Below are 12,484 nucleotides of genomic sequence, written 5' to 3'. Positions count from 1 at the left end.
CACGGGGCGTGGCCGCGAGGCTTGGGACATGACCAGCATCGACGTCCATGAACTCACCAAGGAATTCGGCTCGACCCGTGCCGTGGACAACCTCACGTTCAGCGTGCGCCCCGGACGTGTCACCGGCTTTCTCGGCCCCAACGGCGCGGGCAAGTCGACCACTATGCGACTCGTTCTCGGCCTCGACCGGCCCACCGGCGGCACGGCCACCATCGGCGGGCAGTTCTACGCCACCATCGGCGATCCACTGCGCCGGGTGGGCGCCTTGCTGGACGCCCAGGCCGCCCATGGCGCGCGCACCGCACGGAATCACCTGCTCGCCCTGGCGGTCAGCAACGGCCTCGGTGCGCGCAGGGTCGAGGAAGTCCTGGTGGAGGCCGGCCTCGGCGAGGTGGGAGAAGCCCGGATCAAGACCTTCTCACTCGGCATGCGACAGCGGCTGGGCATAGCGGCCGCCCTGCTGGGTGATCCGGAGGTGGTGATGCTGGACGAGCCGTCCAACGGCCTCGACCCGGAAGGCATCATCTGGATCCGCGAGCTGATGAAACGGCTTGCCCGGGAGGGACGCACGGTCCTCGTATCCAGCCATCTGATGAACGAGACCTCGTCGTTCGCCGACCACCTCGTGATCCTCGGCCGCGGCCGGCTCCTCGCCGACCTGCCGATGCAGGAGTTCCTGGACTCCCGCAGCAGACCCCGCGCACGAGTACGCACGACCGATTCCACACGGCTGCGCGATGTCCTGATACGCAAAGGTTACGACCCTGTGCAGGGCGAAGACGGCCGTTGGACCATCGAAGGAGCGAAGGCCGGGGAGATCGGCGCGATAGCCGCTACCGAAGGCATTGCTGTCCTCGAACTCACCGATGAGCAGGCCACGTTGGAACAGGCCTATCTCGACCTCACCGCCGACGCCACGGAATTCGCGTCGGCCTCGTCCGCCCACCCTCAGGAGGCCTGAACATGTCGACCACCGCAGTGCTGCGTTCCGAGTGGATCAAGATGAGATCGCTCCGCTCCGTGGCGGGATCCCTGATAGCCGTCCTCATCGTGACACTCGCCGTCACCTTGCTCGCCTTCTCCACGGTCGGTCAGTCCGAGGCGGCCCAAGCCGGTGCCGATCCGGTCTTCAACGCCTTCTACGCACTGAACTTCGGCCAGATCGCGGCCATCAGCTTCGGGGCGACCGCGCTCTCCGCCGAGTACCTCAACGGAGCTCTGCGGATATCACTCGCCGCTGTACCGCGTCGCAGTCTCCTCTACGCCGTCAAGATCACCGTCGTCGGGGCGCCGGCACTCGCCGTCGGCCTGGTCAGCAGCTTCAGTACCTTCTTCCTGGGCCAGACGTTCATGGGGAAGTACGCGATCGACCTGGGCGAGCCGGGAGCTTTGCGGGCAGCCCTCGGTGGCGCCATCTATCTGATGCTGATGGCGCTGTTGGCCGCCGGACTGACAGTGGTGCTGCGCAGTGCCGTAGCCGTACTCAGCCTGCTCATACCGTTCGTGCTCATCGTCTCGTTCGTGGTCGGTGACGCCTCCAGCGGCGTCGCACAGTTTCTGCCGGACCGGGCGGGACAGATGGTGCTCCATCAGAACCCCGAGGGAAGCCTCGGACCGTGGGGTGGACTCGCAGTGGCTGCGGTCTGGGCCGTGGCTGCGCTGCTGGCAGGGTGGTGGGCGGTTCGGCGCAGGGACGCGTAGGCCACTGCCACGATTCGGATGCCGCTCGGAACGGCTTCAATGCGGATCAGAACGGCTGAAAGGGCCTCAAAGCTCCTGGCGAGGAGCGGATTGTCAGTGCCGGGCGGTTTACTGGCGGCATGACCACCGCACATCATCTCCGCCTCATCGACGCGATGCGCACCTTGGACTTTCCCACGGAGCGCATCCGGTCTGGCTCGGGAGTCAGCGGGCCCGGGTATCACACGGCGTCCCTGCACGCGGACGTCGATCACTGGGACGACGACGAGGTGCGGAGACTGGAGCACCGGGCCCAGTGCCTCGCGGAGCACGATGCACTGCTCACGCTGCTTACCGGTCGTTGGGGTGAACCACAGCTGGTCAGCCTGTGGAGTGCGCAGGAGCGGATGGCCGCCGGTGAGGAGATACCGGAGGCATGGGTCGAGGCGATTGCGGGCTGCGAGTACCTCCAAGTGTGGAGGATCGAGGACCGTTGGATCGCCATGGGGCTCTACCTGGAGGAGGAAGGTCCCGGGTGCGAGCTGAACGTCGTGGTGACGGAGAGCGATCCGCCGTGAGGTGAACAGGCCGCTGTCCCCGCTGGACGGGCACGGAGCCGTTTGTTGCGGTGGCCGGGTCGGGGAATCGCGCCGCGACGAGCTCCGCCACCGTCCACCGTTCGGCGGGACGGGCGGGCAGGTCGGAGTCCGGTTCCGGTCCCTGCGAGGGGCCCGGACACTGCTCACTTCGCGACGGGCCGCTGCACGCCGGGTGAGACGGGCGGAGGTAGCAGATCAGGCTGCGGCGGCCGACGTCTGCCGGTAGGTGGCAGGTGGCAGGTGGCAGGTGGTGGGCGGTAGGCCGGGGCCATCGCGGGGGTGGAGACCGACACGGTTGCCGGACTCTTCGACCGAAGCCAACCCAAGCCAACCCAACCGAAGCCGACCGAACCGACCGAGGCCGTCCTGCCGGTGCTGGCACAGGCGTCGAGGGCCAGGTGTCAGGGCTCTTCGGTGGTGAAGGCGGCGTCGGGGCCGACGCGGGCGAGGAGGCGTCCGTACTCCTCTGCCATCGTCTGAGCGTTCCAGTGAGCGTTCAGGCCGCTGGGGTTGGGCAGGGCCCAGACGCGGGCACCGCCGATCGTGTGCTCCTGCGGACCGATCTGGGCGGTTCGCCTGCCGAAGGCCGTGCGGTACGCGGTGACACCTACGACCGCCAGCCACTGTGGCCGCAGGTCCTCGACTTTCGCCGCCAGGATCTTCCCACCCTCGCGGAACTCCTCTGCGGACAGCTCGTCCGCGCGAGCAGTGGCCCGCGCGACCACGTTGGTGATGCCGAGGCCGTACCGCAGCAGTTCGGCCTGTTCGGCCGGCTTCAACTGCCGGGGTGTGAAGCCGGACCGGTGGAGTACCGGCCAGAAGCGGTTGCCGGGGTAGGCGAAGTGGTGCCCCGTAGCCCCTGTCATGAGGCTCGGGTTGATTCCGCAGAACAGCACACGCAGGCCACCCGCGACCACGTCGGGAACGGTGCGGTCGCGGGCGGCCTGGAGCTCTTCGGGCGTCATCCGACTGTGGTCGAGGCAGTCAGAGGATGGAGCCCGGCGTGTATGCGGCGGCCTCGGGGTGCTGCTTGGCGATCTCCTCGATGCGGGAGATCAGCGCGGTGACCTGGTCGCCCGCCGCGCCCGTGAAGGAGAGCTTGTCGGCCATCAGGGCGTCGAGCTGTGCGCGGTCCAGCGGGATGCGGTCGTCGGCGGCCAGCTTGTCGAGCAGCTCATTGCGCTCGGCGCCCTGCTCACGCATGGCGAGGGCCGAGGCGACGGCGTTCTCCTTGATCGCCTCGTGGGCGACCTCACGGCCGACACCCGCGCGCACCGCGCCCATCAGGACCTTGGTCGTGGCGAGGAAGGGGAGGTAGCGGTCCAGCTCACGGGCGACGACGGCCGGGAACGCCCCGAACTCGTCCAGCACCGTGAGGAAGGTCTCCAGCAGACCGTCGAACGCGAAGAAGGCGTCAGGGAGCGCCACGCGACGAACCACGGAGCAGGACACATCGCCCTCGTTCCACTGGTCGCCGGCCAGCTCGCCGGTCATCGACGCGTAGCCGCGCAGGATCACCATCAGGCCGTTGACGCGCTCGCAGGAGCGGGTGTTCATCTTGTGCGGCATCGCGGACGAGCCGACCTGACCCGGCTTGAAGCCCTCGGTCACCAGCTCGTGCCCGGCCATCAGACGGATCGTCTTGGCGACCGACGAGGGCGCCGCGGCCAGCTGGACCAGCGCGGTCACCACGTCGTAGTCGAGCGAGCGCGGGTAGACCTGGCCGACCGAGGTGAAGGCCTGTGCGAAACCGAGGTGCGCGGCGATGCGCTGTTCGAGGTCGGCGAGCTTCCCGGCGTCGCCGCCCAGCAGGTCGAGCATGTCCTGAGCCGTGCCCACGGGGCCCTTGATGCCGCGCAGCGGGTAGCGGTCCAGCAGGTCCTCCAGCCGCCCGTACGCCACCAGGAGCTCGTCGGCGGCGGTCGCGAAGCGCTTGCCGAGCGTGGTCGCCTGAGCGGCGACGTTGTGCGAGCGACCGGCCATGACCAGCTCGCGGTACTCACCCGCCAGCTTGCCGAGCCTGGCCAGGACCGCCACCGTGCGGTCGCGCATCAGCTCCAGGGAGAGCCGGATCTGAAGCTGTTCGACGTTCTCCGTGAGGTCGCGGGACGTCATGCCCTTGTGGACCTGCTCGTGGCCGGCGAGGGCGTTGAACTCCTCGATCCGGGCCTTGACGTCGTGCCGGGTGACCTTCTCGCGCTCGGCGATCGAGGCCAGGTCGACCTGGTCGATGACACGTTCGTAATCGGCGAGCGCGGCGTCCGGCACCTCGATCCCGAGGTCCTTCTGAGCGCGCAGCACCGCCAGCCACAGCTGGCGTTCCAGCTTCACCTTCTGCTCGGGGGACCAGAGGACGGCCAGCTCCGTGGAGGCGTAGCGGCCGGCCAGGACATTGGGGATGCGAGGCTTCGCAGACACAGCAGTCACGTGTCCAGAGCTTACCTGCCGTCTCCGGCGGTTCGTGAGCGCCCGCGGGGTCCATGGGGTCCAGGAAGGTCCAGGTCAGAGGTGCCTGCGCCGCCGTCTCACGCACGCCGTGTGAGACGTGCGTGAGACGAGACGGCTCCGGCCCGGCGTTTCCAGGTCACCGATTGCCGCAGCGGTCAGCGGTCCATCACGCCGCCGGGAGTGCCCATGGGGCAGGGGATCAACGGCGCCCGTAGTAGAGCGAGCCGTGGGCGGTGTCCGGCAGGTACAGCACGTCGTTCCCGTCCGAGTCGCGGCGCACCGCGAGCCGGTCCGCGCTCACGCCCGGCGCGGCGGACTGAGAGGTCCACGTGCTGCCCGCCGAGGTCGCGGCGAAGACGCGGTCGGTGCCGGAGCCGGTCACGTAGTAGACGCGTCCGGCGTCCGTCTCGTCCCAGGTGATACCGAGGGCCGCGGTGGTCGGGCCACCGGCGTACACGGTCTGGCGGGCCCAGTCGCCGGCGCTCGGAGACGCGTAGTAGACGCGGAAGTCTCCGCCGCTGTCGGCCGACCGGTAGCGGTAGGCGACCTTCGGGGTGGAGCCGTCGAGGGTGAGCTTGGCGCTCTGCACCGCCGGACCCGTGTAGGCGTTGTCGATGCTCCACTCCTCGCCCGCGGTGAGGTCCTGGATCACATCGGACGTCGCGGGCGTCACCGGAGTGGTGGCGGCCGCGCCTGCGCTGTCCGTGAAGGCGCCGGTCGCCGGGTCGTAGCGCAGGTAGGAGAGCTGGTGCCGGAACCCGGTCGCCGGGGCCTTGGCCCACTCGTACAGCAGGTGCACGCGCCCGGCGGCGTCCACCGTCAGGTCGTCGGGGTACACGGAGCGGTTCAGCGCACCGGCGAAGGTGGCGACCACGCTCCACTGCGCGGCGGCGTTGTCCCAGCGGTACAGCTTGCCGGGCCGCTGGTCGGCACCGGCGCCGACGCGGGCGGCCAGGTACAGATCGCCGTTGGGCGCGGTCGTCACGATCGGGTAGGTGATGCCCACGCCCTGGTCGGGCAGTTCGGCCGCGTGGTCCGTGACGTCCCCGCCGGGGGCCTCGGTGCGGAAGTAGCGCCAGGCGTTGGCGTGCATGGAGGCGAACACATGCAGGCGGCCGCTGCCGTCGCGCGCGACGGACGGCTGATTGTGACCGTTGTCGTCGGCGAACTCGGCCTGCTGTCCGTTCTTGTCGAGCAGCGGCAGACGGCTCCAGACCCCGTCCGGGTCGCGCCGCGCGATGGCCGGACGGTGTGTGGCAGCCGTCGCCCCGGGCTCGTTGAAGGCGAAGTACGTGTACTGACCCCGGCCCTTGTACGTGGCGGCCGGCGTCCACCACGCGGCCTGGTTCGACGAGTCCATCGCGTACGGGACCTTCTCGATCACCGTCGTCGCGGCTGCCGTGAGGTCCGTGCTGTCGGCCTGGGCGGCCGGGACGAGCGTGAGCAGGGCGGCCAGGGCCGCGGCTGAGGCGGCATACGCGCGTGCCGTGGGACGACGCAAGATGAACTCCTTCGCGGGCGTGATGCGGGCGTGAAGCGGGGGCGCTACGGGCGTGACGGTGAGGCGGAACAGGAGCGGCCCGCTGACCGGTCCACCCCTCCACCCCTCCGTCGCGCCGGAAACTTACAACAGATCCCCATAGTGTGAATAGAGATTGCGCAATGCGGATCTGAGATACGCCTTGGGGAAGGTGCGTGCAGGCATGGCAAGGGGCCCGGCGAAGGACGTCCTCTTTCGCCGGGCCCCGGACCCCCGTGCTCCGGTTCAGCGCTTGATGAGGTCGTTGACCTCTTCGGCGGCCTTCTTCATCGCGTCCTTCGGCTTCGACGTGCCGACCAGGACGGCCTGGACCTGCTTGGCCACGGCTTCCTCGATCTGGGCGTTCTGTGCGAACTGCCAGAACGGGCTGCCGGTCGCCGTATCGGTGATCTTCTCGGTCCACTCGGTGGTGAAGGTGTCCTGCGCGACCTTCGGGTCGGACAGGCCCGCCGTGGTCGACGGCGGCAGCGCACGGGCGGCGAAGTACTCGGTGGTGGTGGCGCGGTCGGTGGTGGTGTGCAGCGCGAACTCCGTCGCCGCGTCCTGCCCCTTGCCCTTGACGATCGCGATCACACCGCCCCACAGCAGCGCCTGCGGCGTGTCACCGGCCCGCAGCACCGGCCGCTTCATCGGCCGCATCGCGTCGGCCAGCGTCTTGTCCTTGGACTGCGCCGCGGTCACACCCTTGCCGATGATGGCGTCGTCGTAGAAGGCGGCCTTGCCCTGCCCGAACAGGGCACGGGCGTCGAAGCGGTCCACGTCGGCGGCGATCAGCTTCTCGTCGTGCAGCTTCTTGTACCAGGTGACCGCGTCGATGGACGCGTCGTCGCCGATGGTCACCTTGCTGTCCTCCAGGAGCGTGCACCCGAAGGTCTGCATCCACGGGAAGATGTCCTTGAGCTGCGCGACTTTGGTAGCCGCGGCGTACGGCACGACACCGCCGCCGAGCCCCTTCAGCTCCCGCAGCGCACCCTCGAACTCCTCCACGGTGGTGGGGTGCTTCTTGATGCCGGCCTTCTCCAGGAGACTGGAGTTGGCGATCACACCGATCGAGCCGGTGTTCCACGGCAGGCCGTACTGCTTGCCGTCATACATGCCACTGTCCAGCGCCACATTCGTGTAGCCGCCCTTGAGGGCCACGGAACCGAGGTCGGCGAGCTTGCCCATCTGCGCCACCGCGGCGAGCCAGGCGATGTCGAGGTGCACCGCGCCGGTCGTCTCCCCGCCGCCCAGCTTGAGGGTGAGCTGGCTCAGGTACTCGTTGTACGGGTACGAGACCGCGCGGATCTTGGAGCCCTCGGCCTTCTCCCACGCCGCGATGATCTTCTCGATCGAGGGCTTGGCGGCCTCCTCGTTGAGCGACCAGGAGGTGAAGTCGAAGTTCTTGGACTTCGTGTCGCCGCCGGAGGAGGTGCCGGCGCCGGACGGCGCACAGGCGCCGAGCGCGCCGGCGCCGGCCACACCGAGCGCGCCGATGCCGAACATGCGCAGCGCGCCGCGCCGGGTGATGCCAGAGGTGGTCATGGTGTCTCCATGGGGAGTGGGCGGAAGGGGAAGTGCGTGGGGGAGAGTGCGGGCAGGTCCCGGTGGCTCAGCTCTTGACCGAGCCGGCGGTCATGCCGCCGACGAGGTAGCGCTGCAGGAACATGAAGGCGACGACCACCGGCGCGGACACCACCAGCGAGGCGGCCATCAGCTCGGGCCAGGCGGTCTGGAACTCGCCGATGTAGGTGGAGACGAGGCCGGGCGGCAGGGTCTGCTTCTCCTTGTCGGCCAGCGTCACGGCGAAGATGAAGTCGTTCCAGCCGCGGACGAAGGCGAACAGCCCGGCGGCGATCATCCCGGGCGCGGCCAGCGGCGCCACGATGGAGTGCAGCGTCCGCCACCGGGACGCGCCGTCGATGGACGCGGCCTCCAGCAGCGCGTCCGGGATCGTGTCGAAGATCCCCTTCAGCATCCAGACGCACAGCGGCATCGTGAACGTGGTGAAGGACAGCACCAGGGCGGTGTACGTGTTCAGCAGGCCGAAACTGGAGAACACGGCGTACAGCGTCACCAGCAGGAGCGCCTGCGGGAACATCTGGGAGGCCAGCACCATGTGCATCAGCGACCGCCGCCCGCGGTAGCGGAACTTGGAGAACGAGTACCCCATGTACGTGGCGACGACCACGCTCAGCACGGCGGTGATCGAGGCCACGATGAGGGAGTTGACCAGGTACGTGATCAGCTGGTCGTTCTCGGCGAGAGCCGTGAAGTTGCTGAAGGTGATGTCGGTGGGGATGAGTTTCGGCGGGAACTGGAAGGTCTGCTCGGGGCTGCTCAGGGCGGTGGCCAGCAGCCAGTAGACCGGCAGCATGCCGAAGGCGCCGATCACCACGATCGCGGTCCAGGCGGCGATCCGGGAGCGCAGCAGGTCCTTGCGCATCCGGCGTCGCGAGGTGCGTCCGGCGGACGTGGCGGACGGCCTCAGCCGGTCGGTACCGGCCAGCGGGGTGGAGGTCGTGGAGGTCATCGGGCGTCGCCCTTCCGCTCGGTGATCCTGAGGTAGACGGCGACCAGGATGAGCAGGAGCACCATCCACAGACCGCCCAGCGCGGTCGCCCGGCCGATGTCGAAGCCCTTGAAGGCGGTCTGGTACACGGCGGTCGCGAAGGTCTCGGTGGTTCCGGCCGGGCCGCCGCCGGTGAGCACGTAGATGGTGTCGAAGTGCTGGAAGTTCCAGATGAACTCCAGGAGCAGCACGATCGAGGCGACACCGCGGACCTGGGGCCAGGTGACGGCGAAGAAGCGACGGATCGAGCCCGCTCCGTCCATCGACGCGGCCTCGTGCAGTTCCTTGGGCACGGTCTGCAGACCGGCCAGGAGCATCACCATCATCCAGGGGAAGCTCGCCCAGGTCTTGGTGACGATGACGGCGAGCATGGCGGTGCCGGGCTGGCCGAGCCAGGAGATGGACTCCTCGATGATCCCGGCCTTCATGAGGACGCCGTTCAGTACGCCGTAGTTGGCGTTGAAGATCCACATCCACAGGAAGGAGACCACCACGCCCGGGATCACCCAGGGGAAGAGGAACAGCCCACGCAGGAAGCCGCTGCCCTTCAGGCCCGAGTTCAGCGCGAGCGCGAGGGCGAAACCGACCACGAAGGGGACGAGCGTCGCACCGAAGGTGAAGATCAGCGTCTGCTTGAGGATCGTGAGGAACTCGCCGTCCAGCCAGTAGCTGAAGTTCTCCAGGCCGACGAACTCCCGGCCCGGCAGACGCAGGTCCTGCTTGAAGAAGCCGGTGAACAGGGCGGACAGCAGCGGATAGATGATGATCGCCGCGAACAGGGCGAGCCCCGGTGCGGTCAGCAGCAGTGCGAACGCGCCGTTGGAGAGCCGTCCGCCGGACCGCTCACGGCGTGGAGCGGCCTTCTGTGGAGGTGCGGCCGTACTCATGGGTGTGTCCTCTCGAACGGGGCGGGAGCGGTGGTGCAGGGCGTGGCACGGGAGGCCGTGCGCCGGTGGACGGACGTGACGTGGCCGGGTGTGAGCGGCGAGCCGCGCCGTCCCCTGCTTCGACCGAGGCCCTGTGTGAATGCCATGCATGCTCCGTCGAACGCAAGTTGCAGCATGCGGGATCGTTCTCCATATCGTGCGACGGCGTCAACCCTTTTGGTCGGTGAATCGCCGGTTCCGTACAGACCGGCGAAGTCGCCGCACATGCCATGAGCTTGGCTGTTGGCCCACGGCGGCGGTGTCGTCGGCTGCGCTGGAAACTTACAACACATCCCACTGTCCGAACAGTGGTTGCACAATATGGATGTGATGTACGTTCAAGGCCGCTCCGCTGTGGCGGAGAGCATCCGAGCATCACACCAAGGAGGCCGCTCCGTGCGGGAAGAAGAGGTCCATTACGACATCGCCGTCATCGGCGGTGGCCTGGCGGGGACCTGCGCGGCCATTGCCGCGGCCCGGCTCGGCCGACGCGTCGCCCTGGTCAACAACCGTCCCGTCCTGGGCGGCAACGCCAGCAGCGAGGTCCGCGTCTGGGTCTGCGGCGCCACGGCCCACGGCGTGCACCGCTGGGCCCGCGAGACCGGCATCATGGGCGAGCTGTACACCGAGAACCAGTACCGCAACCCCGAAGGGAACCCGTACTACTGGGACCAGGTGGTCCTCGACGCCGTCCGGGCCGAACCCGGCATCGACCTGTACCTCAACACCGACGTACGGGAGGTCGACGCGAGCGGCCCGGACGACGCACGCCAGGTGCACTCCTGCACGGGCTGGATGATGGGCTCCGAGAGGCGTATCACCTTTCACGCACGGCAGTTCCTCGACTGCACCGGCGACGGCCTGCTCGGCCACCTCGCAGGTGCCCACTACCGGATCGGCCGCGAGGCACGCTCGGAGTTCGGCGAGCCCTGGGCGCCGGAGAACGGGGACGAGGCGCTGCTCGGGTCGACGATCCTTTTCCACACCAAGGACACGGGTCGGCCGGTGAAGTTCGTGCGCCCCGACGGCGCCCGCGACCTCACCACCACGCCCATCCTGCGCAACCGCGTGCTGCGCACCGGCGACAACGGCTGCGACTACTGGTGGATCGAGTGGGGCGGCGAGCTGGACACCGTCCATGACAACGAGCGCATCCGCGACGAACTCCAGGCCGTGATCATGGGCATCTGGGACCACATCAAGAACTCCGGAGAGTTCCCGGACGCCGAGAACCTGACGCTGGAGTGGGTCGGCAGTCTCCCCGGCAAGCGTGAGTACCGCCGCTTCCTCGGCGATCACATGCTGACCCAGCAGGACATCCTGGAACAGCGGCAGTTCGCCGACCGCGTGGCCTTCGGCGGCTGGTCCGTCGACCTCCACCCGGTGCAGGGCATGTACGCCGACGAGCCCGGCGCCCGCCAGCGGTACGCGGACGGCATCTTCCACATCCCGCTGCGCTCCCTGTACTCGGCGAACGTCACGAATCTCCTGTTCGCCGGGCGCAATATCTCCGCCACCCACATCGCCTTCGGCGCCACTCGTGTCATGGCCACCTGCGCCACGCTCGGCGAGGCCGCGGGCACGGCCGCCGCGCTGTGCGTCGCCGAGGGCATCGGCCCGCGTGAACTCGCCGCCGACCACCCCGAGCTGGTGCGCCGCACCCTGCTGCGACAGGACGCCTCGGTCATCGGCCTCTTCGACGACGACCCCGACAACCTGGCGCGCACGGCCCGGGTCAGCGCCTCCTCGTACCTGAGCCGCCTGGCCGCCGAGCCCACGCCGGACGTGCCCGGCGAGCCGTACCCGCTCACCCGGGACCTCGCGTTGCTGCTGCCGGTGGACCCGGCGCTCGACACGGTCGACCTGCTCGTCCACGGCGCCCGGGGCGAGCGGCCGAGCGAACTGACCGTGGAACTGTGGAGCACCGGCCGCCCCGAGAACGCGGTCCCCGTCGACCACGTGCTCACCACCACGGTGACCGTGCCGGCCGGTGGCCCGCACTGGGTCACGGCCCGCTTCGACCACCGCCCGGACGCGCCGGAGAACGTCGTACTGATCGTCCGCGCCTGCCCGGACGCGGCGCTGGTCCTCGTCCCCGAACGCACCGACGGCGTCCTCGCCCTGCGCAGCAGGGTCGACGGGGACGCGGCCGTCGACCACGACATCCCGGAGGAGGAGGGGCAGCTGGTCCTGGAGTGGCAGGCCCGCGGCCTGCGCCGTCGGACCTTCGGCTTCCGGGCCACCCCGGACACCGCCGCGTTCCTGCCCGAGCGGGCCGTCGGCGGATTCCAGCGCGCCTACGGGGGACCGCAGATGTGGTCGTCCGAAGCGCTGCCCGACGCGGACCGGGCCGCGCAGTGGCTGCGCCTCGACTGGGACGAGGAGCGGGAACTCACCGAGACGCGCCTGGTGTTCGACGACGACGTCGACGAGTACCTCAACAACCTGCACCGCCATCGCACCCCGTTCGAGGTCATGCCGGAACTGGTCCGCGACTACCGCGTCCAGAGCCGCGAGCCCGACGGCACCTGGCACACGCTGCTGACCGTGACGGGCAACCGCCGCCGCCACCGCGTGCACGAGCTGAACGGCCCGGACGGCGGGCCCGTGCGCACCGATGCGCTACGGCTCGTGGTGGACGCGACGCACGGGGCGCGGCACGCGCACGTGATCGCGTTCAAGGCGTACGGCGCGTAGCCGCACGGCGAAGGGGCCGGGTGAAGGCCGAACGGCCTTCACC

Annotated in this window: 10 protein-coding genes; 4 read left to right on the top strand and 6 right to left on the bottom strand. The window is 69.1% G+C overall.

Features of this window, described 5'->3' with window-relative positions; translation table 11 throughout:
- Positions 1-28: 28 nt before the first annotated feature.
- The 3 genes from GA0115234_RS32420 (at position 29) to GA0115234_RS32410 (ending at position 2,258) form a co-directional block, all read left to right on the top strand.
- A complete protein-coding gene (locus GA0115234_RS32420) occupies positions 29-961 on the top strand; it encodes an ABC transporter ATP-binding protein (RefSeq protein WP_093548873.1) in 933 nt (310 codons plus the stop codon).
- A 2-nt stretch (positions 962-963) separates the two neighbouring features.
- On the top strand, positions 964-1,701 hold the full coding sequence (locus GA0115234_RS32415) for an ABC transporter permease subunit (RefSeq protein WP_176729338.1): 738 nt from the start codon (positions 964-966) through the stop codon (positions 1,699-1,701).
- 119 nt (positions 1,702-1,820) lie between these two features.
- On the top strand, positions 1,821-2,258 hold the full coding sequence (locus GA0115234_RS32410; protein WP_093548869.1) for a hypothetical protein: 438 nt from the start codon (positions 1,821-1,823) through the stop codon (positions 2,256-2,258).
- A 422-nt stretch (positions 2,259-2,680) separates the two neighbouring features.
- Here the strand turns inward: GA0115234_RS32410 and mug are convergent, their stop codons facing one another.
- The 6 genes from mug to GA0115234_RS32380 all read right to left on the bottom strand — a co-directional run bounded on the left by mug (position 2,681) and on the right by GA0115234_RS32380 (position 9,705).
- The gene (gene mug, locus GA0115234_RS32405) at positions 2,681-3,244 is read right to left on the bottom strand and encodes a G/U mismatch-specific DNA glycosylase (protein WP_093548867.1); all 564 of its coding nucleotides are present in this window, start codon (positions 3,242-3,244) and stop codon (positions 2,681-2,683) included.
- Between the two features lie 19 nt (positions 3,245-3,263).
- Positions 3,264-4,706 carry an adenylosuccinate lyase gene (gene purB, locus GA0115234_RS32400; RefSeq protein WP_093548865.1) on the bottom strand — a complete coding sequence of 481 codons (1,443 nt, stop codon included), beginning with the start codon at positions 4,704-4,706 and terminating at the stop codon, positions 3,264-3,266.
- Positions 4,707-4,926: 220 nt separating this feature from the next.
- A complete protein-coding gene (locus tag GA0115234_RS32395; RefSeq protein ID WP_093548864.1) occupies positions 4,927-6,228 on the bottom strand; it encodes a BNR-4 repeat-containing protein in 1,302 nt (433 codons plus the stop codon).
- Between the two features lie 264 nt (positions 6,229-6,492).
- Positions 6,493-7,791, bottom strand: a complete 1,299-nt coding sequence (locus tag GA0115234_RS32390) for an extracellular solute-binding protein (RefSeq protein WP_093548861.1) — start codon at positions 7,789-7,791, stop codon at positions 6,493-6,495.
- Between the two features lie 67 nt (positions 7,792-7,858).
- Positions 7,859-8,779 carry a carbohydrate ABC transporter permease gene (locus GA0115234_RS32385; protein WP_093548859.1) on the bottom strand — a complete coding sequence of 307 codons (921 nt, stop codon included), beginning with the start codon at positions 8,777-8,779 and terminating at the stop codon, positions 7,859-7,861.
- Positions 8,776-9,705 carry a carbohydrate ABC transporter permease gene (locus tag GA0115234_RS32380; protein WP_093548857.1) on the bottom strand — a complete coding sequence of 310 codons (930 nt, stop codon included), beginning with the start codon at positions 9,703-9,705 and terminating at the stop codon, positions 8,776-8,778. The genes GA0115234_RS32385 and GA0115234_RS32380 overlap by 4 nt, the downstream gene beginning before the upstream one ends.
- A gap of 435 nt (positions 9,706-10,140) precedes the next feature.
- Here GA0115234_RS32380 and GA0115234_RS32375 point away from each other — a divergent pair, with 435 nt between their 5' ends.
- Positions 10,141-12,441: an FAD-dependent oxidoreductase gene (locus GA0115234_RS32375; RefSeq protein ID WP_093548855.1), complete on the top strand. Its 2,301-nt coding sequence runs from the start codon at positions 10,141-10,143 to the stop codon at positions 12,439-12,441.
- Positions 12,442-12,484: the final 43 nt, after the last annotated feature.

This window comes from Streptomyces sp. DvalAA-43 (assembly GCF_900091725.1).
Classification (GTDB): Bacteria; Actinomycetota; Actinomycetes; order Streptomycetales; family Streptomycetaceae; genus Streptomyces; species Streptomyces pulveraceus.
Note: the sequence above shows the minus strand (reverse complement) of the source record. Positions and strands in the feature narration are given on the sequence as shown.

Bases quoted from the DNA above. Each gene is read 5' to 3' on its own strand.
- GA0115234_RS32415 (WP_176729338.1), top strand. From the start codon at position 964: ATGTCGACCACCGCAGTGCTGCGTTCCGAGTGGATCAAGATGAGATCG.
- mug (WP_093548867.1), bottom strand. From the start codon at position 3,244: ATGACGCCCGAAGAGCTCCAGGCCGCCCGCGACCGCACCGTTCCCGAC.
- GA0115234_RS32390 (WP_093548861.1), bottom strand. From the start codon at position 7,791: ATGACCACCTCTGGCATCACCCGGCGCGGCGCGCTGCGCATGTTCGGC.
- GA0115234_RS32380 (WP_093548857.1), bottom strand. From the start codon at position 9,705: ATGAGTACGGCCGCACCTCCACAGAAGGCCGCTCCACGCCGTGAGCGG.
- GA0115234_RS32410 (WP_093548869.1), top strand. From the start codon at position 1,821: ATGACCACCGCACATCATCTCCGCCTCATCGACGCGATGCGCACCTTG.
- GA0115234_RS32385 (WP_093548859.1), bottom strand. From the start codon at position 8,779: ATGACCTCCACGACCTCCACCCCGCTGGCCGGTACCGACCGGCTGAGG.
- GA0115234_RS32420 (WP_093548873.1), top strand. From the start codon at position 29: ATGACCAGCATCGACGTCCATGAACTCACCAAGGAATTCGGCTCGACC.